At 62.0% G+C, this 23523-nt stretch carries 13 protein-coding genes; 5 read left to right on the forward strand and 8 right to left on the reverse strand.

Annotated elements, in window-relative coordinates:
• Nucleotides 1–12 precede the first annotated feature (12 nt).
• On the forward strand, nucleotides 13–1035 hold the full coding sequence (locus AC3RCC_RS19275) for a universal stress protein (RefSeq protein WP_492256273.1): 1023 nt from the start codon (nucleotides 13–15) through the stop codon (nucleotides 1033–1035).
• A 38-nt stretch (nucleotides 1036–1073) separates the two neighbouring features.
• Nucleotides 1074–1916: an ABC transporter ATP-binding protein gene (locus AC3RCC_RS19280; RefSeq protein WP_492256274.1), complete on the forward strand. Its 843-nt coding sequence runs from the start codon at nucleotides 1074–1076 to the stop codon at nucleotides 1914–1916.
• Nucleotides 1917–2200: 284 nt separating this feature from the next.
• On the opposite strand, the gene AC3RCC_RS19285 is transcribed toward AC3RCC_RS19280, so the two are convergent.
• On the reverse strand, nucleotides 2201–3142 hold the full coding sequence (locus AC3RCC_RS19285) for a GlxA family transcriptional regulator (RefSeq protein WP_492256275.1): 942 nt from the start codon (nucleotides 3140–3142) through the stop codon (nucleotides 2201–2203).
• Nucleotides 3143–3216: 74 nt separating this feature from the next.
• Here AC3RCC_RS19285 and AC3RCC_RS19290 point away from each other — a divergent pair, with 74 nt between their 5' ends.
• Nucleotides 3217–3828, forward strand: coding sequence for an HD domain-containing protein (locus AC3RCC_RS19290; RefSeq protein WP_492256276.1), 612 nt, complete (start codon nucleotides 3217–3219; stop codon nucleotides 3826–3828).
• Nucleotides 3829–4843: 1015 nt separating this feature from the next.
• Nucleotides 4844–5221 (forward strand): hypothetical protein, encoded by a 378-nt coding sequence (locus AC3RCC_RS19295; RefSeq protein ID WP_492256277.1) that lies wholly within the window; start codon nucleotides 4844–4846, stop codon nucleotides 5219–5221.
• Between the two features lie 323 nt (nucleotides 5222–5544).
• Here the strand turns inward: AC3RCC_RS19295 and AC3RCC_RS19300 are convergent, their stop codons facing one another.
• The 3 genes from AC3RCC_RS19300 to AC3RCC_RS19310 form a co-directional block, all read right to left on the reverse strand.
• Nucleotides 5545–6144, reverse strand: a complete 600-nt coding sequence (locus AC3RCC_RS19300) for a hypothetical protein (RefSeq protein WP_492256278.1) — start codon at nucleotides 6142–6144, stop codon at nucleotides 5545–5547.
• Nucleotides 6145–6939: 795 nt separating this feature from the next.
• Nucleotides 6940–13005 carry a DEAD/DEAH box helicase gene (locus tag AC3RCC_RS19305; RefSeq protein WP_492256279.1) on the reverse strand — a complete coding sequence of 2022 codons (6066 nt, stop codon included), beginning with the start codon at nucleotides 13003–13005 and terminating at the stop codon, nucleotides 6940–6942.
• On the reverse strand, nucleotides 13002–16253 hold the full coding sequence (locus AC3RCC_RS19310) for an STY4851/ECs_5259 family protein (RefSeq protein ID WP_492256280.1): 3252 nt from the start codon (nucleotides 16251–16253) through the stop codon (nucleotides 13002–13004). Before AC3RCC_RS19310 ends, AC3RCC_RS19305 begins: the two co-directional genes overlap by 4 nt.
• 530 nt (nucleotides 16254–16783) lie before the next feature.
• Here AC3RCC_RS19310 and AC3RCC_RS19315 point away from each other — a divergent pair.
• Nucleotides 16784–17632: a hypothetical protein gene (locus AC3RCC_RS19315; protein WP_492256281.1), complete on the forward strand. Its 849-nt coding sequence runs from the start codon at nucleotides 16784–16786 to the stop codon at nucleotides 17630–17632.
• Here AC3RCC_RS19315 and AC3RCC_RS19320 read toward each other — a convergent pair.
• The 4 genes from AC3RCC_RS19320 to AC3RCC_RS19335 form a co-directional block, all read right to left on the reverse strand.
• On the reverse strand, nucleotides 17534–18025 hold the full coding sequence (locus AC3RCC_RS19320) for a very short patch repair endonuclease (RefSeq protein ID WP_492256282.1): 492 nt from the start codon (nucleotides 18023–18025) through the stop codon (nucleotides 17534–17536). The two genes, AC3RCC_RS19315 and AC3RCC_RS19320, sit on opposite strands and share 99 nt — an antisense overlap.
• The gene (locus tag AC3RCC_RS19325) at nucleotides 18022–19206 is read right to left on the reverse strand and encodes a DNA cytosine methyltransferase (RefSeq protein ID WP_492256283.1); all 1185 of its coding nucleotides are present in this window, start codon (nucleotides 19204–19206) and stop codon (nucleotides 18022–18024) included. The genes AC3RCC_RS19320 and AC3RCC_RS19325 overlap by 4 nt, the downstream gene beginning before the upstream one ends.
• 432 nt (nucleotides 19207–19638) lie before the next feature.
• Nucleotides 19639–20816 (reverse strand): IS3 family transposase gene (locus AC3RCC_RS19330; protein WP_492258796.1). Its coding sequence is split into 2 segments (ribosomal slippage): nucleotides 19639–20552 and nucleotides 20552–20816, totalling 1179 coding nucleotides; the frame shifts between segments, so codons are not numbered across the junction.
• A 925-nt stretch (nucleotides 20817–21741) separates the two neighbouring features.
• On the reverse strand, nucleotides 21742–23481 hold the full coding sequence (locus AC3RCC_RS19335) for a tyrosine-type recombinase/integrase (RefSeq protein WP_492256284.1): 1740 nt from the start codon (nucleotides 23479–23481) through the stop codon (nucleotides 21742–21744).
• Nucleotides 23482–23523: the final 42 nt, after the last annotated feature.

A 23523-nucleotide genomic window follows, 5' to 3' on the forward strand; every position in this document is an offset into this window, starting at 1 on the left:
AGCCTGTCCGAAATGCCGCCCCTTGCCTTTGATTCAACGCAAGCCGTCACTCTCCATCCGCTGCTTGACGAGGATCAATGCACCGCACACCTTTCCGGCGCGGACTGGCCCGAGAGGCGCGTCCCTATCGATGCGGAGGCGAGCATGACCAACGCCACAGAAACTCCGGCAACAGTCGTCGCGGCGCCCGCGAATCACGGTGCCGCCTATCGGGACATCGCCGTCCATCTCGACGGCTCGCCGGAAGACGAATTTCGCCTGGCGCATGCGGAGGCGCTGATCGGGCAGCAATCCGCGCGCATCACCGGCGTCTTCACCAATCCCCTGCCCGACCCGGCGCTGTTCGCCGGCGATTTCGGCGTCACCGCCATCGGGCAACTGGTGGAAGCCGCCACCGAGGAGGGCAACACCGGCGAGAAGCGATTGCGGCAAAGGCTGGCGCGCCTCCGCCCGGCTCACGAGTTGCGCCGCGTGGAGGCTTTCCCGGGCACCCTGGAACGCGCCGTCGCCAGCGAAGCGCGCTGGAACGATCTGTTTCTCGCGACATGCCCACGGGACGAGGACACGACGCGCTGGCGATCCTTGATCGAGACCGTCATGTTCGACGGCGGCAGGGGGCTCTACCTGCTCCCGCCGAAGGTCGCGCCGCGCTCCGCGCTCCGAACCGTCCTGATCGCCTGGACCGATACAAGGCAGAGCGCCCGCGCAGTGGCCGAGGCCATGCCGCTGATCGCCCGGGCGACCCAGGTCCAAATCGTCACCGTCGCGGAGGAAGCGCATGGCCGGATGGGCGGCGCCGAGATCCTGGCCGACATCACCGCCCATCTCGCCCGCCACGGCGTCGCGGCGACCGCAGCAGCGCTGAGCACTCAGGCGCTCGTTTCGGATGCCATTCTCGGCGAGGCGGAGAGGATTTCCGCGGATCTGATCGTGGCCGGCGCCTATGGTCATTCCCGCTTCCGCGAATGGATCCTCGGCGGGGTGACCGAGGAGCTGCTGGCGAACGCGAGCGTTCCGCTGCTTTTCGCCCATTGATCGCAGGCGCGGCCCGTCAGATCTAGCGGGAGACAGCGATGGATGCTGCCGACCAGGACAGCGCCGGCCCCGTGAGCGAGTTCGCGCTGCGCGTCCGGGACCTGCGCGTCGTCCTGGACGACAAGACCATTCTGGACGGGCTCGACCTCGACATAAGGCGAGGCGAAATCCTCGGCGTCATCGGCGCGTCCGGCTCAGGAAAATCGGTCCTGGCGCGCACGATTCTCGGATTGCTGCCCAAGGCGGGCGGCGTCATCGAAATGTTCGGCCAGGATCTCGACGCCATCACCCAGGAGCAAAGGCGCGCGCTCGAGCAGCGCTGCGGCGTGATGTTCCAGCATGGTGCGCTGTTTTCTTCTCTGACCATCGCGGAGAACATCCAGCTGCCGATGCGCGAGCTGCTGCATCTGTCGCCGGCCCTGATGACCGAGATGGCGATGCTGAAGCTCGAGATGGTGGGACTTCCGGGCGACGCGGCGGAAAAGTACCCCGCCCAGCTTTCGGGCGGCATGACCAAGCGCGCCGCATTGGCGCGGGCCCTCGCGCTCGATCCCGAAGTGCTGTTCCTCGACGAGCCGACCTCCGGCCTCGACCCGATCGCGGCCGATTCCTTCGACCAGCTCCTGCTGACCCTGAAGGCGAGCCTGAACCTGACCGTGATGATGATCACGCATGATCTGAGCAGCCTGCATGCGACCTGCGACAGGATCGCGGCCATCGCGCGCGGCAAGGTGATCGCGGTCGGCACGCTGCGCGACCTGCTCGCCCATGACGATCCCTGGCTCAGAGGCTATTTCGCCGGCGAGCGGGGGCGGACGATCTTCGCGAACGAGCTCCCGGCGCGCGCCGATCGAACCAATGCGGAACCGGGATCGGGATAGCCTGCGCGCGCCCCTTGCGAACGCGGAATGCCGGGGCAGCAGCTCGGGTCAGGCCTCAACGCCGCCCTTCCGGACGATCGATACGCAAGCGCTGGAAAGTGATGGCGGCGCGATTCATCACCTCGGATCGCTCCGCCATCAGTTTCCAGAGCAAGATGAGCGAAAAAGAGACCTATTCTCGAACAATGGAGCCTCTCACGATTTTCGTATATGCGCTTCTTGAGTGAAAATGCCGATAGTTTTGCTCAAATCCCATCTGGAAGATGGAATCAACTCGGGACCATTCAAGGCTTGATCCTTGCAACCCTTCGAATGGACTGCGGCGGCAATCCGAATACGCGCAGAAACGCCCGTCGCATTCGCTCTGCATCGCCGAAACCGACGATCTCAGCTATTCTTTCAATTGGTTCGCTGCTGCTCTCGAGGTGGCCACGGGCGAGATCAGCACGCATGCGCTCGACGGCTGAGGCTGGGGTCGTCCCCGTCTCCGAGCGAAACGAGCGGCCGAACTGTCGCAGACTCATTCCCGCAACATCCGCCAGCATCTCGACCGTAATCGGTTCCGAGATGTTCTCGCGCGCGAAAGCGAGTGCGGCCGCAATGCGACCGTTCTGCGTTTGGATCTGCCCAGAAGCTGCAAATTGCGACTGTCCGCCGAGCCGCCGATGGTAAACCACCAGATGTTGCGCAACGCTCTGCGCGGTTGAGAAGCCGCAGTCCTGCTCGATCATCGCCAGAGCCAGATCAATGCCGGCGGTGATGCCGGCCGAGGTCCATACCGTTCCATCTCTACAGTAGATCCTATCCGGCTCGACATGAATTCCTGGATAGTCTCGCTGGAGACGCGCCGCGTATTTCCAATGCGTCGTCGCACGACGCCCTTCCAGCAATCCCGCCGCCGCCAGCGTGAAAGCACCGGTGCAGACACTGGCAACGCGCTCGCAGAGAGATGCGGCTTCGGCGAACATGTTTGAGGCGGCACAGGGCGGAACGACCTCGGGCATTGATCCAGCGACCATCAAGGTATGGATCGGCTGCCCATCAAACCGCTGGGTCGCAACATCGATTCCGAGACTGCTGCGAACAGGCCCGCCTTCGAGCGAGACCGGCAGGACGCGATAGGCCGGACTACCTGTTTTGGAGGTGGCGCATTCGAAGGCGCTCGAAGGTCCAGCGAGGTCGAGCATCTGGAACCCAGGGGTCAAGAACATGCCGATTGCGATCATGGCCGAAAACGAGGGAAATATGTCATTTGCGACAGGATCATGACTTCCTACGCTGTAAAGGCAAGGAGATACCCATGACCTATCCTGATACCCCCATATGCCTCGCCGCGATGGAACTTGCTCGCGACCATTCCCCTGCATTTCTGTTCAATCATGTGAGGCGAACCTACGCGTTCGCTCAGGAGGCAGCCGCAGCACAAGGAACAAACTATGATGAAGAAGTTCTATTCATAGGTTCGATGCTGCACGATCTCGGGCTGGTCGATGCGTTCATCGCCAATGACCGGTTCGAGATTGACGGTGCTGACGCTGCGGCCGATTTCTTGTCGAAGAAGGGTTATCCTGACAGAAAGATCGCAGTGATCTGGGACGCGATTGCGTTACATACGACACTCAACATTCCGCAGCGCAAACAACCGGAAGTCGCGCTTCTTCAAATCGGAGCAGGGATCGACATCGGGGCCTTCCCGCGAACACTTCTGTCACCTGAAGCAGTAGAGGCTATTCTCGCCGAATACCCGCGTCTGGGCTTCAAGAAGGCGATGCTGAGCGCAATGGGAGCAATTGTGCGCCGCAAGCCGATGACGGGTGTCCTCAATCTGATGGGGGAGATTGGCCGCGAGCAGGAGCACCTTCACATTCCCGGTTTCTGCGATGTGGTCGCGCATGCCAATTTCACAGAATAGGAAACCCGAAAACTCGGGTCTGTGAGCGCGGCAGGAGCCGATAAGCTTCCGCTGCCGCACTTAATTCCAGGGCCAGAGGCAATTCCGGCAATTTCAGGAAACAACTGATCCATCAGTGCGCAGTGCTCTTATATCCCCAGGCCTTCGCAGGCGAGGGGCGACGCCTGTGCACAGGCACGAATGGGGCACACGACACATTGCGGCCCCCTGCACGCCTCGCCCAGTTCCGGAGCCTCCTTCCGACCACTTCCCGCGGTCGGCCGCGTGCCATTCGCGGACGACCGCTAGGTGTTTGATCCCGGATTTTGATGGTGCAGTCTTTTCGCAGAGTTGGAAGGATGCGCTATGGGCCAGGTTCACCACGGGAGCGCCGCGACAACAGCGACGGCCCGTCGGCCGAAGGAGACAACAGCAACGGCAATGACGGCGGAAGCCGAAACACCGCAGGGCCTAGCGGCAAAAGCGAGAGCGTCCACGACGGAATCGATTCGACCGCTGCGGGCTATACGGGCGGCACCGCTATAGCGCTCGGCGGCTTGGCTGTGCGAGGGGCGGTGGCGCTCGGACGCGCAGCTGCGGCGGCCCGGGCGGCTGATGCTGCGACGCGCGCGGGCAGCCGGGCTGGTGCTATGATGGGGGGACAGGTTCTAAACACCGAAGAAGCGGAGGAGATGAGCGAAGAGACGGTCGCTGCAGCGCCGCCAACTGAACGGCCTGAAGCTGCACCGCCCGATCCTGAGGACCCGTTGGATCGAGAGAAGCTGGGCATCCCTTCGAATTGGACAGCTAAAAAACAAAGAGCGGCGTTCATTACGCCGATCCCACGAACCCAGATCGGCACGTCCGCACTTCGCGTGCGAGTACGAATCCAGAAGCCCCCCCGGGCAACAGAGAGACAACGTCAAAGCGCATAATAAAGGCGGTTTTCGTGATGCAGTGGGCGCTAAAGTTGGCTTAAAAACCTACGAGTCGCATATCGACGTTAAAGATTTTAACTTTTATAGGATCTTTGGAAATGAACAATCTTGAACAGACGCCAGAAGAAGAGTTGTTGGAGGCCTTATCTAACCTCACGGATGAATCAACTTTATCTGATGACTGGTTTGTTAAAAGATTTCCGATCGAAGATTCATTTTTGGATATTTTTGATGCCCCGCATATTGATTGGGGAAAAATCGCTCCAAAATCAAAACTGAGCCATCAATACATAGATTTATTCAGCGTTATGAGTAGATTGTATGGAGATGAATTTCGGAAAATTGAATATAATGGTCATATTTCAGTCGAAGCCGTAAGGAAAGATGGTTCATGGAGAAAGATACCTAAATTAGCGCGCGCTTTAAAATTGTGTATCGAGGCTGAACTGGCGGAGAGGATTAAGAATAAGTTCTAAACCATACGGATCTGCTCCCGCCGAGATATCCAAGGTGGTTATTCGTGGAGGGCTGGCCTCGGCGCCAGCACTGGCGGGCTGGTCGGCTTGTTTTGCGCAGCCCCCCCCGCGGGGGGCATGGCGGGAAGAAGACATCCCCTTCAAAGCGTACGCCAGGCCAGGATTTGGACGGAGTGGCGCCCACGATCAATGCGGAAAACAGCCTTTCGCCGCAGCGACCAGCCATCCTTATGCCGGTATATTCCAGTCAGTGCGATCGTTGCGCGGCTGGAGGTCAACAAGCCCTGCCAGGAACCGGAAGCCACATTACCGGCACCCGTTCGTCATTGAGCGATGCCGGCGGCGTTCTCCGGCACGATGTGGTCGAGGAGCTCGCGCTCGGACAGCGACGGGTTGATGCCTCGCGAGCCTGAGAACGTGGTCAGGAAACGACTTTGCTCATTGGCCGAGCGGCCTGTGGTGCGGCTCTCGATCGGGAAGAGTTGAGACGAATCCGCGACGGCTATGCGCCGTCTGCGCAACTCCGCTACCGCTGCCATGACCGTCTCGACTGTGCTGATGTCGGTGCTGGCGGCCTGAAGCGCGAGTTTAATCAGCTCCGCCGGTGCGCTGTTTACATCGACCTTGCCTTCCTCAAAACTCAGTTGGAAGCTGAGCGAGCCGGCCGGTGCATCGGCGCTACGCGCTATACTGTCGGGATCGCCGGTCCCGGACAGGATAACCTTTTCCAACTGCTTGCGCATTGCGCCATCGAGCACGAGGCGAGCCGAGGCCTGTCGCACCTCGATCGCAGCGTCACTCGCAGCCGTGAAGCCGATCGACTGGACCGCGACGACGGCGCCTGACAGGGCCACGAGAAGTGCCAGCACCAGCAAGATCGCGAAGCCCGCTTCCTCTATGCGTCCGCTGACGAACCCGATCATCGCGTTCCGCCAGAATCGGAACTCTCCCACCGAGAAACTGAACACATTGCCTCGCGGCTGCGAGCACCACGAAGCCCTCCTCCGCATGCCCGACAATCGTCTGAACGTCTCGCCGATTCGGAAATCCGCAGCCGTGATGAGCGATTTTAAGCGCACCACGTGTTTCTAACGCGCTCAGCCGGGCCCCACAATGGACTTGGTCCCGGAGAGCCCCGCAACACATTGAAATGACCACGCTTTTGAAGGATCGGGTACAGGACGCCAGCTTTTCGCGGCCACACGTCTCCGCCGGGCGAGCCGCACGGCCTCTATCCCCCTCCCCGGCTGAGCATCCCTGGCGCATATCGCGCCTGAGCGAGTAAAATCGATAGAAATGACGCAGCTAGGCGCTCAAACGGGCAGCCTTTTCAGCGTTTTGGCTTTTGTAGGTAATTTTGTGAGTCGCGTGAGGCTGCCTGAAAAATACCGACTTAAACTCAATGCTTTATAGGAAAAAATGGCGGAGACGGAGGGATTCTCCACCGTTTTTCCCCTAAATGCCTCTCGATCAACACATTTCTCGCGCGGCCAGCGCAATTCGTGTGACAGGCCCGTGTACCTTTATCTGCAATCTCGTTCCTTGGACAGGCGGGGTCAAGTCTGAGCGGCTGATCGATAATCCAAAGCTTGGCAGGAGCGGCGAATGCTCAAGAGAAAGGCCTATGGAACTTTCTACAACCGAATGCTGGTTTCCCGCTGCATCAGTGTGCCATCGAGTCTGGCGGACGGAGCAAAAGCAGTCGGCTTGAGAGATCGCTAATCCAGCTTCACAGCCAAAAAGGTACCGTGAGGCGCATTCTCGATCACGAATGGCTGATGCAGTTCCGCAACTTGATCCTGCACGGGTGCGTTGTGGTCGAATGATGACGCCCCGACCCGCCACGATCCAACCCCTTGGTCGAAGAACAAAGATCCTGCCCCGGCAGTCGTGACGATCCGCAGCTCGCGCCGATGCTGGATTTTCTCCTCGTGATGCACTCTTACGAGTGGGGAGGCGGTGGTGAGCAGGCTTTCCAGCACCAGATCGCGGATAGAGAAGTCCTTCCAATCGGCGGCGAGGCCTCCGCCGCGTCGGGACGGGTTCTGGCGCTGTGCCACAGTCACGACCTCCACGCGGGTGGTCATGATGGCGAACGCCCGCATGACCTCTGTAACCAACCGTACCGTCAGCGGGCTTGAAACGTACTTGTCAGTGTAGGTGATCGAGACACACGCCGCGGACAGGACGCGATCGAGCTCCGACGAGCCCGATTTTATCAGCGCCTTGAGGCGCTCGCCGAAGCCCTCCGCCTGTCCGTCGAGCTCGTCGGACACATCGAATACCTTCTCGCGGGCTCCCTCGTGAAGGAGGGTCTCGGGCTGTATCGCGTCGGCGAAGTCGATGGGGGCGATCGTCCCTCTCACTACTGGAGCACCAGGTGCCGCGGCGACCACGTCGACTGCGCCATCCGGATTCCGTAAGCTTTCACCTCCACTGTACCAGGCAACCGCTTTGCCGGCGGCAAGGACCATTCCTGTCAGAGTCTTGCCGGAGGGTCTCGGAACCAGATCCGCGCCGACGCGCTGCGACCAGAACACGATGTTTCGTCGGGTCACCGGATCGGCCGCCCTCAACGCTTGTTCGTCGACGACGAGGTGTACATTGCGCCCGCGCTTGCTCCACCGTTCGAGGGCGCGGCCGGCAGGCCATGTCACGAAGTCCCAATTGGTCGGATCCGCGTCCAGCCAGACCCAAAGCTGAGACCTGGGGTCGTTTTCCATCGCCTTTGAAAAGGCCTCCGTCAGCGGAGACGTCTCGTAGACAGTAGTCGGGCCGAAAACTGCATACCGCGTCGGTAAAGTCAGCCTTCGAACGACTTCGTCGAGCAGCTCGAACGCCGCTTTCCGGTCCGTGTCGTCGGCAGCGTGTTGGCTGTCGGCCGCGAGAACGCAGCGAGGGCACGCATGGAGCGCGTCGACATCTCCACACCGGCCCTTTGATCGACAATCCAAGAGATCTCGTGCGGTCCTCAAAAGGCCGACGGGATCTCTTGCTAGCTCCGCCGAGAACCCCGCACCGCCGCTGGCTCGATCGAACACCACCGCACTCCAATTCGGGGCGTCCGCAGGGTGCGCGGCCTCTGGAGCAGCAAAGCCCATCTCGTCGGCATCTACACCAATTCGCCGCCCGATCGCCTCTCGTAGGGCGAGTGCGATGGTGAGGGCCGTAGCCTGTGTGGCGCACCCGAACAGTTGCAGCTCGGCGACGTCGGTCCGGATTTCATGGCCGAGATCCATGTGCCTCACCGTCCCGAATGGATTGATCTCGGGCGCTCCGGTGCATGTGATGTCGTCGGCCGCACGCGGCCCGCCACGCAACGGCCGGTGCCGCAAGAGCCCGGAGGTTCCATCGCGGGACGTTTCTGGTTCAGACCTCCCGCAGTGCAGGCAAATCTCGAACCCCAGATGATTGGGGCCGGGATTGAACCAGAAGACCAATCCGTCGGGGCCGATGCGCAAGCGACCCACGTCCGGATCGGGAAGGGAGCGCCATTCGGTAGCTCGCGTGGACACCCAAGGGGCAACCGGAGGCGGAGCACCGACCTCGCTGGCGTCGTCATGCACCTCGTACTTGATGTCGACGGCGAAACCGGCCGGAGCCAGATAGCTTCGGACCTGGAACTCGGAGCCGCTACAGACCGGGCATGGACCCTGCGTGGCCGCCTGGGGGGCGGACAAGAGCGCCCCGCAGGTCCTGCACGCTCGTGTGACTCTGAGGCTTTGAACCTCTCGAACGCCTGCCTGGTCGGCGGGGCGCTTCCAATTCAGCGTGACGCCGTCCGACTTGCGCACCACGCCGTCGATCACGATGCTGCGTCCGGGCGCGTACTCGAAAATTGCGATGTCGCGTTGGCGAGATGGGAAGTTTCGCGAAGTGAAGCGGTTGTCTTCCTCGGCGTCCCGACGCCGCTTCTCCTTGCCCGTTTCCGTGATGAACGCGACGACGTCGCTCGGAAAGCCGTGAGATGGCAGGAACCCCTTCCCGGACAGCTCGCCCAATAGATAGGCGTCCCTGAGGCGCCGACGCTGGAACTCCCGGTTGCGCCCTGCCGCCACGTCGGTCGTGGCCTTGTCATCGTTGAGCGCATCCCACTCGGCCTCCAGCCCAAGACGCACCCGCTCGACGGCGTCTCGCGCTCGCTCGAAGACCTCGACATCGACCTGGATCGGAGTTCCTCGGAGCAGAGCCAGCAAGCGGTGGCGCAGGTCGGCGTCGTCGGCTGCCTGGTCCAGCCACGTCAAGAAGCGTTGGTAGGGAGCTGGCCGGGCGGTCGGATCCGGATCGATGCCCAACGAGAAGAAGACGCCGTTGGTGAGCTTGTGGAGTTCGGAATTCTCGCCTTTGAGAAATATCGAGAGGAGCAGGGCGTGGGCGTGACGCCTAGCGATCGTCGGGCTTTCCAAGCTGACCTTCGGGGCGGAAACCTCGCGCTTTAGGAAAGCATCGGGCGCGGCGAATGCCATGCGATCCAACGGCCGGTCCTTGCAGAGGGTCAGACCCAGGGCGATGGGCTGACCGCCGCGGCCCGCTCGGCCGATGCGTTGGCGATAGTTCGCGATGGCAGGCGGGGCATTCGTATTGAGCACGGCTTCGATCGTGCCGATATCGACGCCCATCTCCATGGTCGTCGAGCATCCGAGCACGTTGATGCGGCCCTTCTTGAATTCGGTCTCGTATCCGCGCAGCACGAAGCTCGGTTGCTGGGCCGAGTGTTCGGCGGTTCTCAGCCACGGCGTGAAGCGTGCCGCGCGATCCTGTTGGTCGCTCCAGGCTCCGATGTCCCGAAGCCGCGAGACGCGTTCGTCTGACTTCAGCCATGCATCCACCGTCGTCTCGTCGACTCTGCGCCCCTCTGCATCGTGGCCGCGACGGAACGCCAAGACAGGGAGGTCGTAGGACGAGGTGCGCGGGTGCGCTTCAAGCGGGGGATTGTAGGGGCTAAGTCCCCGGAAGGTCGTATCGACCAACCGTCGCGTGGTTGGGCAGAACCATGCCTTGTCCACGGGGGCGAGCGCCAGCGAATCCAATTTCAGGCGATACCCGCCATCGACCGCCCGCATGGAGGGAAACAGCACTCTCCAGACGTCCTCGCAAAGATCCGCAACCTCGGCCCGTGTCGCGGCGTCGTCGAGGTTCAACGACAGGGCTTGGGTCAGCATCCTGACGACGCGACTGGGTCGCCTGGCATAGGGATTGGGCCAGACGCGAGTGCGGTCCGGCAGGACGAGATTCGGTTCCCAGCGGACCGCCGCTATATGCGACTGGCGCCTGTCGATCCATCGGCGCCATTTGTAGAAATCGAAGTCCAGGATGACGTTGGTGCGCAGAAAGTGCGTCACGAACAATCGGACCAGGTCCTGCCAGTCTTCTACGGTAAGACCGAGCCTGACTGCCGACGCCGGAAGATGTGGCGTTTGTCCGTCGACGCCGGGTACGACCAGTCGAGCCAAACCCAACGTCTCGACGCTATTCGCGCGGACGGGGCGCCGCATGATCTCTCGGTAGAGCAGGAATTCCGCAAGTCGCTCCGGATCATCGAACTCCTGGTCTCGGTCGCTCCAAAGCTGGCCTAGGAAGTCCTGCACGGTGGTCTCGGCGGCGAGAGTGCGAACGACCTCGCGCCATGGCTTTGCCGGTGCCGGGCCGGCGTCCTTCTCGCGGCGCTCGCGCATCATGGCCACGACGTCGGCCATTTCCGGACCCATGCGCTCAAGTTTTGCGATCTGAGCGTCGGTCTTTTCTAAGGCGGCGAAATCCGGGCTCGGGCGGTCCTGCAACAAGTGATAGAGGTAACTGCGGACGTACCCGCGCTCGGAAGCGACCTGAATGGTCGCTGCATGGCGTGCAGTGCCCTGGCGCGCATCCGTAAAGGTGATCAATTGCCGCCCCGAGAGTGGCAAGGGGACGGGGCCAGGTGGACTGGGCGTCATCCCGCCTACCAAGCCGGGGGTGATCTGAGACATCAGGTAGGGCGCGCCGGCCACGAGCGACCGGAGAGCCGGACGGGTACCGGCAGAAGGTGGTTGCACGACGCCGCAACATGGGCACCCGTTCAGCCCGTTGCTGGCCTCGAAGCGCAGACCCTCCGCTCCGAGGCCGTCTTGGATGGCCCCCGTGCGCCGATCCAGAATCAACATTCGGGAGGAACGGCCTCTGTCGGCGCCCAGGTATCGTCGTCGGAGGTCGGGAGGGCTGATGGTCTCGACGAGCTCGTCTTCGCTCTCTTCGCCGAACGTTTCGTCACGATCGAGCGTCTGCTCGAATTCGTCGCTTCTGATTACGCCCGACCACGGTCCTACGGCGCGGCCGTCAGGCGTCTCCTCGGCCTTGAGGGCGCCGTCCCCGCATTGGGTGCAGTACGCCCACTCAAGCACCATGGCCGCGCAGTGGGGACAATGCTCCCGAGGATCGACAAAGACCGCGCCGAACCTCCAGTCCGCCGCGGCTCCGACGGCGGGCGGGCGTCCCGGGCATGTAGGGTCGACGCACGCCCACATGCCGACGAGGGTTCGGTGGAAGAGGTGTATTCGGACGGGTAGTATCGAATTGGCATCCGCACGAACCGCGGCATCGTCGGCGTTGGGATCGCGCGCGGTGGCGGCTGCCACCAGGACGTCGACGGGGTCTGCCTCCGGCCCGGCGATGAGTTCCGATTGCTCTCGCCAGCCGCGCCACGACATGCTGTCACCACCCAACAGGCGCGTCCGCACGGCTCGCATCGCGGCGGACCGAGCAAAGCTCGCTCCCGCTTCGGAAGGCGCAGCCCCGATTAGGGCGCCCATGTCGACAGGACGATGCGCGATATCGGAAGGGCCAGGGGGCAGTGGTGCTCTCCGTCCACGCACGACGTGCACGTTCTCTTCGGGAGCCCCCGACAGGTCGCGGAGAAACGTCTTGAGCTCGCTGACGTCGTCTCCGCCAATCGTCGCCGACGTGGCCACCCAGCGGACCTGATCGGGTCTGCGCCCGAATGCCATCGCGACCCGACGGAGCAGAAGGGCGACCTCCGCAGCCTGCGCGCCAACGTAGCTATGGGCCTCGTCGAGGACGACGAAATCCAACGTGTTTTTAGATCGCGCGAGGATGGGAGCGTCCTGCTGACGGATCAGCATGTACTCCAGCATCGTCACGTTCGTGACGAGCACGGGCGGGGGCGATGCGCGCAGCGTCGCCCTGTCGGCGACCTTCCAGGGCTCTGCCCGGCCGGTCAGGCTTCGAGCGGAGGGCGGCGTATCGCCGTTGTAGAGGCAGTATCGAAACATGCCTCCAAACGGCTTGAACCACTTGGAGAGGCGTTCCTCCTGGCTGGAGATCAGCGCATTCAACGGATAGAGCATCAGCGCTCGCACGCCTTCGAGACGTGTCGTGCCGCCGGAGGATGCCCTAACCAACCTGTCGAGGATGGGCGCCAGGAAGCATTCGGTTTTTCCGCTACCGGTGCCGCTCGTCACGATCACCGACCGAGGCTTCTCGTTGCAGAGCTCGCGCCAGGCATCAACCTGGTGGTCGTATGGGGCATAGGCGACTTGCCGGAGTACTTCCGTGGTACGGTCGTGCAACAGGCCGGGAGGCAGGCCAGCCCATCCGCCATCCCTTTGGCGCCACGGGAACGCTCCCTCAAGAAACGGCTCAGCTAGGACGGACCCAGGCTCGCCGGCCGCCCCTCCAAGCGTGGCCGTCAACTGCGCCTTGAGGTCTACCGAGTTCAGTCGCGCCATTCCGACGATCGCCTCCGCGGCATCGCGAGGGAGGATGCGCAGCAAACGCGCGAGTTCGATCATCTACCCCCCTCCAGGACGGGCGTCTGTGCCTCGATGAGCAGCGCCGCGCGAAACGCGTCCTCGAAATACTCCCGATCCCATGTCCAGGCCGCTCGGCAAGCGGCCGTGATCTTGATATCGGGCACGAGGCGACCCGCGGCTGATCGTGCCGCGACGATGGGCGCGGCCAATACCTCCGCGAAACGTTGGTCGTAACCGAACCTCCTACAGAGTTCGGCTTGAACGCCCGCCAGGTCAGAAAGGCGGGGCAACGGCACGATCTCGTCGTCCAGGCGACGCGTGACGAGGCTCTGCGCGATGGACGCGAGGTCGTCGCGTTGCGGGCGCCGACTCAAGGAATATGGGATGTCGGTGGTCGCCAAGCCGCGGAGCTCGTGCAGGCTCAGGCGCGCATGGGTCGATAAGATGGGCAACGCGTCGACGATCTGACCAAGCCCGCGCGAGACGGCTGCCGCAGCGGTTCGCGAAGGATCATCGATCTCCGCGGCCGTGAACTGGTCGCGAAGAGCGGCATGGGCAGTGCCGAAGGCGGACTGCCACATCGATATCTCGGTCAAGCACCACATGAACGGCAGACTGCCCTGAAGGTCCAGGACGGCGTAGCGCTCCTCCGGCGTCCGGCAGGTCGCCAGCACTGCGGGAGCCAGGCGGAAGGATCGTGAAAGAACCCGCAACGCGTCGACGGCAACGTATGGCGACTCGATCGACTTCGCCGCCGAACAGAGGTCGATCAACCAGCGCAGCTCCTCTCGATTTGCCGAGGCGGGACTTGCGCTCAACTGCATGCCCCCCTGGTCGACCGCCTTCGCTAGGGCGAGAACAGATGCGATCTGGTCGGATTGCATGGAAATGGTCTTTGTATCTGGCAGGACGGCAGGCCGCAGGATCGCTCCGTCCGGCGTAGTGCCCGTCAGCAGCCATGGTCCGGGCGCAAGATCGCGCCGAAGTGCGTCGGCGAGACTTCCGGGGTCGTTCTCGACCAGATTCGCCAGGCATCCTGCCGACGGTGCCTGAAGGCTCACCGCTCGGCGACGCGGAGTGTTCCTATTGGCCAACACGGCGAAAACCGAATCTGGACGGACAGCTTGGAGTGCTTGGCTCGTTTCCCATCTGCGCACTTCCGCGAACCAATCCCCGCGATTGGCCCAGGACAACCTGACGCTGGCATCGAGGCTGTCGAACGCGCCGAGGAGCTCCTCGAGAACCTGCTCGAACGCGGCGAGCGGCATCGATCCAGACACTCTGCGAACGATTTGTATCGGCGTCGCGCTTGGAGCGCGCCCTTCGAAAATGATTTCATTAGCGTCGTGCGACAACAGCCGGAAGCCTCTTAGGCGAGACAGCGTCAGGCAGGCGCGCGGCGGCGCTTCGGTGCCATCTTCCGTTAAGAGCATCGGCAGCGCTAAAGGGTCGTCCATCGACAGATCAAGCGACGTCTCCCAAGTAAGCGTCATGCGCAACGGGCTTCCGGGCGGAAGATGGTCTACCTGGACCGCTACGCCGCTCGCAGTGGCAACCGTGGCAAGAGGGGAGCGGTCCACAAACGCCTTGACGTTCGCGCCTGCCAATCCGTCGGCGTGAAATCGCCGCGCCGAGCGGTCGCGATGAAGTCGAAGCCCGCCGGGCGCTACGGCTGCCCGGCTCATGATAGAAATCTTTCCTTCCTTCCTCACCGCCAGATAAACCGACCCGACGGGTGACGTGTGGGAGATGCTTTGCCAGCCGCCTCTGCCGACCGGCTTCCAGCACACGTCGGATGCGCGAACCGAGATCATTCTTCCGTCGCGGTCGATCCAGGTGGTAGGAGGGCCCCTGAAGATCGGCTCCTTGACGTTGGGGACCTGCGGGCCGATCAGCACCAAGCGATCCGCGCTTTCGACGCTGGCCTTCGTCCTCCAAACAAGCGCCACGCCATCGACCGACAACCGCGCTACACCGCTGAAAGCCATCAGGCGGCGTCCGTCTCGCACCCGTTGGGCGAGGTAGAAATGCTCACCTTCTACCGATACCTCGGCCGCTCCTCGATCACTCAATGCGAGGACCAGCCAGGGCCGCGTGGTCGAAACCGGGGACTCGCCCAGAACGTCCAAGCTCCTGGCTCGGAGAGGATCGTCCGTATCCGCCAACATCAGCGAGATCACCGGGCCGACGAGCGGTTCGCCCCCTAAGGGCACGAACTCCGCTACCTGTCGAACGCCAGCCTCGACGGCCAGCCTGACTTCCTGGTGAAGATCCAATGGCGGCGCGTATCGGGCCACGAGCGGACGCAAGTTCCACCGCTCGCCACCGATCTCGTCGGGCTCCCGCTCCAATGCGGCGATAGGCGACGTCCATCGAGCCGCTTCTCCGCGAGGGTACACCCGCGCACGCGAATAATCCGCGAGCCCGGCCAGAAGGTGGGGCGGAGCTCGCGCTTCGTCGATTTCGCCGTCCAGGCGCAACTCGGCTCGACCAGTCCACACGTCGTCCGAAAGAACGTATCCTCGGTGCACCCTCAGCGCCGCGTCCTGGCCCTGTCGCGCAACCACCAATTCCTCGACGAGGTGGCGGAAGTGGCCGTCCCTAACGTCGAACGGCAGGGTGTCACGCCAAGACGGCTCATCGAGATCGAGAGCGGTAACCGCGTCGCCTGGAGTTCTCGAAACCTTTTTTCGAAGCCTTATGATGGCCTCGCAGAGCTTCACGACAGAGGGGAACAAGACCTGGGCAAGGGTTTCCGGCGCCCGCCAGGCTTCCGCGGCCACCGCGTCGTAGGTGTTCAGGCCGCGCTCTGCCGTAAGTATCGCCCGGCGGAGCCAGGTTCCCAACCGTCCTTTGGCAACGTCCGCTGCCGGAAAGCCGCTTTCCTGGACGATTGTCGCGAGCAGAGAACGGCGAGGCGGGATCGGACGCCGCCATGAACGCAAGCCCGTCTCGACCCAGTCCCTGACCTCCGCATATCGCACGTCGGCCCGAGCTGCCGTGGGATGATAGCTGATCCCTATCCTTCCAAGCGGCGTTACCCAATCCCAGCCGCCGCCGTCGCGCTCGCGCCTGAACCACTCCGCCAAATACATGACGAGCAGCGCGCCGCCCGCTGGGTCGCGAAGCGCCTTCGCCCCTTGAGCGCGAAGAAGCTCCCGCACTCCTTCGAACTCACTCGCTTCAAATCGATATGCGTATAGAGGCGAGCCGTCCGGCGTGGACATGTGCCGCGACAACAATAGCGCCTGTCGTGCCCCATTCAGGGTCAATAGAGGCTGGATCATATGATTCCCCCTCCAAATTAAGGCACATGCACGATTGCCTTGTGAAGGCCTGAGCCCTCATCAGCTTCCTCAAGTCCGGCGGAGATTTTCGAAAGAGACGAGCCGGCATCGCTATGCTTCGCGCATATCAGCCGAGCAAATTTACTAGCTGAAGCTGTTGTGAGTAGGCGCTTTTGGCCGATAGAGCGCCAGTATGCTGAGGTTGAATGAAAGCGGTGACCGAATAGCTTAGGGCGGCAAGCAAACTCATTGAGCCAAAATGGCTATTATAGTGGAGGGCCTGCCGGCCGGCTGTTGTACCCAACCACACAAGAGGTCGCGGCGGCTAAGCCTAAGGGCCTGCGTGAAGTCACGCAGGAAACGCGTTGCCGAGCCCCTTGCACCAGGCCGGAGTGGGCTCACGGACCACCAACCCAGCGATGATCAAGGATTTCCGCCATTCGTTCTGTCGAATGCCAAACTCGGTGTTGAAGCTCGGAAACGTATTTCCACTAGAATGACGCAATATGATTCGTTCCGCGGGAGCCGAAATGCACGGTCCGGCCATATTGGTCAGAACACTGTCGAAGGCCGATCGGCGCGATCGGTTCGGGAACGATTGGCAGTACCATTCCCGCAGCGATCATCATTCCAAGGTCGCCTGCTGGGGCATCGTCTTCGACCTTTTGAGGTCGAGCCCGTTGCTTCGGCGCCATGTCGAAGCGGGTGTCGTGCATTTCGGAATCAATCACGAAATGCGGGATTTCGTGCACGACCGGAAGAAGAACCTCGATCTCGTCCTCTGCACGGCTTCGTCCGCGCCGGCCAAAGCCCAGAAAACGCTCGCCGCGATGGCGGCCGATTACGGCGTCGTCCTGAGCGACACTGAGAAGGCGGAGCTCGAAAAACTACCCGCTCTCGGCCGTGCGCCGGTCGGCTCGGTGCTGATGGCGCTGGAAGCGAAGGCTTGCATGACCGCACATCAGCGCGCCTTGCCGAGGCTCTACGACGAGCTCAACTCGTCGCATCTGACCGTTCATGGTGCGACAGATCAGGCCATCGCGGCCGGCTTCGCCATGGTCAATATCGCTTCGCGCTATCTCAGCCCTGACCTCAACAAGAAGAATCGCGCGACCGATCCTGAGTGGAGCGAACACAAGCAGTCGCGCGATGCCGAGCTCGCCGTCGACAAGATCCGCCAGTTGCCGAAGCGCTCGAAGACCGGCGACACCGGCTACGACGCACTCGCGATCGTGGTGATTGACTGCGTCAACGACGGCTCTCCGGTCGGGCTCGTATCGTCACCGCCGGCGCCGCAGCCCGGCGACATCTACCATTACGCTTCGATGATCGACCGGCTCGCCCACATCTACGCGACGCGGTTCAAGGATCTCGGATAACCGTAGGGCCAGCTTGGCCGGCTTTGCGACTTCGCATTCCCAGATCGTCATCACTCTGAAGCCCATCGCGCGCAGGGCCCGAATGGACCGCGCGTCGCGGGCGCGATTAGCGGTAAACTTCGCCTTCCAGAATGCGACGTTGGACTTCGGAACCGTAGCACGCAGGCAATTGGAGTGGTGGTGCCAGTAGCAGCCCTGGACGAAGATCGCCCATCTTCGCTTACGGTTGGCGAAATCCGGCGAGCCTGGCAGGCTGCGTACGTTCAGGCGGTAGGCGTGTCCCAGGCTTCGCAGAATGCCAGCGACAGTGAGTTCGGCGCTCGTCCCCTTCTGCCGCACGCGCGCCATCAACGCGCTGCGGCGTGGATCGCGCGGCTCGGGCTGGCCTGTCATTCCGCCGCGAGCAGCGTGGCGGTTCGGGCTCGGCTGGAAGGCGACGTCACTCCGTCCTCGACGCGCGCGAGATGAGCACGGACGGCTTCGAGGAAGCCCGGCACGAAACGCAGCGATGCGCGCTGCGTGCGAGACAGGAAGCCGCGTGTCGCGCGCGCCGAGAGCGGCTTGCCTTCGAACTTGAGGAACTCAGCCAGAGGCGGTCGATCGGTCCAGACCGGAAAGCTGCCGATCTCTACGGCCCACCGCCGATCGCCATCATAGCGCGCAGCCTTCGGCCAGCGGGCGCCGTCTTCCAAGGCGCGATCGCGTGACCGCTCGTGAACGCCTGGTTCGGCGAGGCGCGTGCCGAGCCAGCGCGCCACAGGCTGCGTGACGGCGTTGCCGACGAGAGACCAGCGGATCGAGGCGCGGGCCACCTCTTCGGCGGGCTTGGTCCAGTCGGGTGCGAAACCCTGCAAGCGTTCGGCGTCGCGGATGTCCGGCGTCACGAGCTCGCCGCCGGGAAGCAGGATCGCCGGCGGGGACGCGATTCCGACGGTGGAGCCGTTCTTGAGCGTCGGGACCGCATCAGGCGCCCAACCGAGACCGCGCACGCCCTCGGTCCAATAGAAGCCATGCGCCTGCCGATCGAGGCTGGTCGCGTTCGTCGGCGGCACGACATCGTCGGCGAACAGGACGCCGGAGGGGTCCTGTTCGGTCAACGTGGCGACGAAGAGCACGCGCTCCCGGCGTTGCGGCACCATACTCAGCGAATTCACGACGCGATAGGACCAGCGATAGCCGCGCTCCTCGAAGGCTTCGACGAGCGTCTGCAGCGCTCGACCCTTGTCGAGGTGCAGCATGAAACTCACGTTCTCGAGCACGACCCACGGCACCGGCCGGCGATCCAGCAGACGAAAAACATGACCGACCAGGCCCGAACGCGTGCCGCCGATACCAGCGGTCAATCCGGCCTGCGACAAATCCTGACAGGGAAAGCCACCGACAAGCAGATCGGTATCGGCCGGAAGGTCGGCGAGCTCGGCCACATCGCCGGCAATCGGCACATCGGGGAAATGCCTAGTGAGAACAGCGCGCGCCGGACTCCAGACCTCACAGAGCAATCGCGATTGATGCCCGGCCGCCGCCAAACCCTGCTCGAGCCCGCCGATTCCGGCGAACAATCCGGCGACCTTCATCGAATACACCCGCTCCGTTCGCCATTCGTCGTCGAATCGAAAACGACCCGCCCGTCCATGACCATATCATCTGTCAGACGATAATTCGTTCTCTCAATGTTCACAACTGCCACGGCGCGGATTGGTTGAGGTCGGAGTGGACGCATTAGCCTGAGAAAAAGTCGGAGACCTATGCCGCCCACGATGAGGCGGCGTCAGATCCAAACGATCTCGACAGAAACGTGCTAGGGGAGCGCCCGCTCGCGGGAGAATTGTGGAAACGTGTGGTACGTCAGCGTTTGCCGAGCTGCGCTCGCTGTCTGCCCTCTCATCGCCTTACCTGTCGCCTGCTGAGAGCGACCGTGTCCGGTGCGTGGACTAACAACCGACATCCCGTGGACTAAGGGAAAATCCAGTATTGATCCGCCCCCGCCGAGAGGTCCGGCTTGATTGTTAGTGGACGGTTGGCCTGGGCGCCAGCGCGGGCGGCGTAGCAGATCCGGGTTGCGCAGCCCGCACGGCCATGGAGGGGATGAAGACCTCCGGCGCGGGAGGCTTGTAGCCGAGCGAGCCGTGTGGGCGCACGGTGTTGAAGTGCCGCCGCCAACTTTCGACGACGATCTTCGCCTCGGCGAGAGTGTAGAAGATCTCGCCATCGAGGAACTCGTCCCGGAGCCTGGCATTGAACGACTCGATGAAGCCGTTCTCCCAGGAGCTGCCAGGAGCGATGTAGGCCGTCTTGGCGCCGACCGCGCCGATCCATTCCTGCACGGCCTTGGCGACGAACTCGGGGCCATTATCTGAACGAACATGCTCCGGCACACCGCGCAGGATGAACAGGTCCGAGAGAACATCGATGACGTCGATCGCCTTCAGTCTCCGGTCGATGCGGATAGCCAGGCATTCATGGGTGAACTCGTCGATCACGTTGAGCATGCGGTATTTTCTCCCGTCATGAGTGCGGTCCTCGACAAAGTCGTAGGACCAGACGTGATTGGGCCGCTCGGCGCGAAGACGGACACAGGATCCGTCCGCGAGCCAGAGCCGGCCGCGCTTGGGTTGTCGGGCCGGAACCTTCAGCCCCTCGCGTCGCCAGATGCGCTCGACCCGCTTGTCGTTGACCACCCAGCCTGCCGTCGAGCGCAGCAGCGCGGCAATCTTGCGATAGCCGTAGCGGCCATAGCAGCGGACCAGTTCGACGATGTCGGCGATGAGTTGCTCCTCATCGTCGCGTCTGCGCGGGATCCGGCGCTGGGTCGAGCGGTGCTGCCCCAACACACGGCAGACCCTCCGATCCGATACCTTCAGAGCGAGCCTGACATGGTTGATGCACGCACGGCGACGCGCGGGGCCTACCAGTTTCCCGAAGCCGCCTCCTTCAGGATCAGCTTGTCGAGTGTCAGATCCGCGACGGCGCGGCGGAGCCGGGCGTTCTCGGCCTCAAGCTCCTTCATCCGTCTCACCTGATCCGTCTTCAGGCCGCCGAACTCACGGCGCCAGCGGTAGTAGCTCACCTCCGTCACGCCGATCGAGCGGATCGCATCGGCAACGGATTGCCCCTGCGAGACCAACACATCGACCTGGCGCAGCTTCGCGACGATCTCTTCGGGCTTGTGACGCTTCTTCGGCATTGCGGTCCTCCTGTCTGCCAAAAGACATACTTCAGGGTGGACCAATTCAACGGGGGTGGATCAGCAACAGAGATGTTGAATTCGCGAAGCCAGTCGGCAGGGTCAACGGTCGAGAAACCAAGGGACTTCTTTACGCTGCCGACCAACTCGCGGAACACAACTCAACCTTCACCAACTCGATGGCAAAGATTCTGACACGCGAAGATTAGTCAATCAAGACATAAAGCCTAAACATCGGCAAATAGTCCTATATTCTTCTTGCCGTGGCCCGTTTTGGTTATGGCAGAGGCCGCAAGGGTGGCGGAGGCCCGTGGTTTGCAGTCGCAATGAAACTAGTGATGCAGGGATAGGGGTCTACATTCGAATTCCAAACTTGGTTGGCATTTCGGAATTGCGGAAGAGACGTCCAAGCCAAATTTCGAAGGAATACGAACTGATCTTCGATTATCTTTCGACTTGCGGTCCCTGAATGCCAAGCCGAAAGGATCGATTCCAGAATATTAAGATAGTCTATAGCAACCGATCTGATGTGCGCCAAATATTGGCCCTCGATTTTTATGATATTTCCATTCGTTATTGTTGAAATGTCAAAATAGGAAAATTTAGGCTCCAAAGATGCGTTTACTAGATTAATATTATCTGGTGTATTTGAGACATGAAACGACGTCATTTCGACGAGAAATTGACATTCCTGTGATGATAGATTCCTGACAAAATTACGAACGGACGACGTTTCACTCTTCTGACTTCGCGCCCAAACAAACATCATCTCTGTAGCGAGTTGGCGCCTAGAGCGTTCGTGGTCGTTTTTTAGCTGAGATAGAATGAGATAAGCACTGATGAGCGCTACTACGCAGGTAGCCCACTCAGCCAGATTCCCTAACTGCAAGACAGACTCCTTCGGCGAGCTAACGATAGAAGATATTCAATCATCGGCCCGAAGCGTCGAAAAGCTTAACTTTTCGATAGGTAGACTAAAATTCACTCTGTCGAGAGCGTCGCTCAGCACCGTTAGCGAGGCTTCGTGCTCGTATCCCGCGCCGGCCGAGCGATCGTCCTGCCCGGCAATCTCATCACGGACCGACTTGGGGACGCCGGCCAGCTTGAGCGCTGTCTTCAAGGTGTGCCGGAATGAGTGGAACACCTTGTTCTGATCGTGGATGCCGACCTTGGGCAGATAGGTGCGATTGAACCAACGCGAGATGAACTGGCTATAGGGCTGGTTGACCGCGCGCTTCTTCCCCTCTGCGCTCTGCATCATGGCTTGCCCATCCCGGAACCACTCGGGGAATAAGCGATCGGCGCCGTTCTTCCGCAGATGCGCAATCCGATCCTGCAAGCCGAGCGCGAGCAGCGTGCGATGCACCGGGACAAGCCGACGCGATTGCTTGTTCTTCGTCTTTTCCTCCACCGCGAACGCCAGCACGCCGCGAACCTCGCTGATGCTGTCTAGGCGAAGCTGGGCGATCTCCGACGCCCGCATGCCGCTGTAAAGCGCAATGAGCAGCGCCCAACGCTTTTCCGTTAGCCTCGGCGACGGATCGAACAGCGGCGCGGCGAATATCTTCTGAAGATCGGCCTCGCGGAAATAGTCGCGGTCGTCGTCAGGGTCGCGGTTGCTCTGATCGACGCGCACGCCCTTCGCCGGGTTGTCGGGAATGACGCTATTGTTGACGCACCACGTCAGGAGCGCGCTCAGCCGCGACAGCCACTTGTCATTGATGGTTGTGGCGTTGAGCGTCGGGAAGGGCTCTTTACGGGCCTTGTTCAGCCGGATCGCATCGGGGAGCGTCTTGTCGGGGAAGCGCTTCGTATAGTTCGCAGGGGTTTCGAGCAGGGCGTTCTTGTAGGCCAGCACGTCCTGCCGGGTGATCCGATAGGCCGGCTTCGCCTCACCTAGGAACTCCTCGAACATGCGCACGGCGACTTCGTATTCGTAGACCGTGCCGGGCTTGCCCTGCTTCTCGATCATCATCGCCGACAGGACGACAGAGAGGGCCTTCGCGCTGTCCGGGCCGATGATGCGGACGCGCAGAGGGTCAGCGGTAGTCGAGGGCAGTTCCGTCGCCGGGATCAGCATGGGGTGCTTCGGCGGTGCGTCCGCTTTGCCACGGTCGCGGCGGTTCTGGTTCTCGATCGTCTCGGCTTTGATGCCGGCAAGCATGCGGGCAAGGCTTCGCCATTCGTCGGTGCCCTTGGCGGGAATAGGGTTCCCTTCGTCGGCGAACTCGTCAACGGCCCATTGGATCAGCGCGGCAAGCTCATCATCCTCGGCCCCTCCCCGCCCCGCCCGCTTGAGGGCGTAATAGTAGGTCGGACGGAAGAAAGCCTCGGACGCCGGGTCGTTCAGATGCAGGCTGCGCGCCGTCTCATCCCGCTCAAGCTCCCGGCCGTAATGCGCCAGGGCCATCTGCCTGACGCTCATGGGACGGCGCCGAGACGGTGCGGCAGGGTTGAGCGCTGCGAGCCGGTCGCGAGCTTCGTCCAGTTCCATGTGTGCGCGGTGCAATGCTGAAGGGAGTAAACGAATCGCCACTGTCCTGTCAGCGCCGAGCGGCTCCCTTATCTCGTTCTTGCCAAGGATCGGCCGCAGCGGGACCGGCACGACGAGTCTGGAATAGTAGCGGCCATCGCGCGGCAGAAGCCCCCTGATTTTTCCCGCCATAACGCCCTCTGCCAGAGCCAATTTGTAACATGATTTGTAGCA

It is taken from the genome of Allobosea sp. GW823-FHT01F03 (genome assembly GCF_058798075.1).

What these genes read in the sequence shown, in the direction of transcription:
- AC3RCC_RS19275 (WP_492256273.1), top strand. Translation starts at nt 13, where the DNA reads ATGCCGCCCCTTGCCTTTGATTCAACGCAAGCCGTCACTCTCCATCCG.
- AC3RCC_RS19290 (WP_492256276.1), top strand. Translation starts at nt 3,217, where the DNA reads ATGACCTATCCTGATACCCCCATATGCCTCGCCGCGATGGAACTTGCT.
- AC3RCC_RS19305 (WP_492256279.1), bottom strand. Translation starts at nt 13,005, where the DNA reads ATGATCGAACTCGCGCGTTTGCTGCGCATCCTCCCTCGCGATGCCGCG.
- AC3RCC_RS19315 (WP_492256281.1), top strand. Translation starts at nt 16,784, where the DNA reads ATGCACGGTCCGGCCATATTGGTCAGAACACTGTCGAAGGCCGATCGG.
- AC3RCC_RS19295 (WP_492256277.1), top strand. Translation starts at nt 4,844, where the DNA reads ATGAACAATCTTGAACAGACGCCAGAAGAAGAGTTGTTGGAGGCCTTA.
- AC3RCC_RS19335 (WP_492256284.1), bottom strand. Translation starts at nt 23,481, where the DNA reads ATGGCGGGAAAAATCAGGGGGCTTCTGCCGCGCGATGGCCGCTACTAT.
- AC3RCC_RS19280 (WP_492256274.1), top strand. Translation starts at nt 1,074, where the DNA reads ATGGATGCTGCCGACCAGGACAGCGCCGGCCCCGTGAGCGAGTTCGCG.
- AC3RCC_RS19285 (WP_492256275.1), bottom strand. Translation starts at nt 3,142, where the DNA reads ATGATCGCAATCGGCATGTTCTTGACCCCTGGGTTCCAGATGCTCGAC.
- AC3RCC_RS19310 (WP_492256280.1), bottom strand. Translation starts at nt 16,253, where the DNA reads ATGATCCAGCCTCTATTGACCCTGAATGGGGCACGACAGGCGCTATTG.
- AC3RCC_RS19320 (WP_492256282.1), bottom strand. Translation starts at nt 18,025, where the DNA reads ATGACAGGCCAGCCCGAGCCGCGCGATCCACGCCGCAGCGCGTTGATG.
- AC3RCC_RS19325 (WP_492256283.1), bottom strand. Translation starts at nt 19,206, where the DNA reads ATGAAGGTCGCCGGATTGTTCGCCGGAATCGGCGGGCTCGAGCAGGGT.
- AC3RCC_RS19300 (WP_492256278.1), bottom strand. Translation starts at nt 6,144, where the DNA reads ATGATCGGGTTCGTCAGCGGACGCATAGAGGAAGCGGGCTTCGCGATC.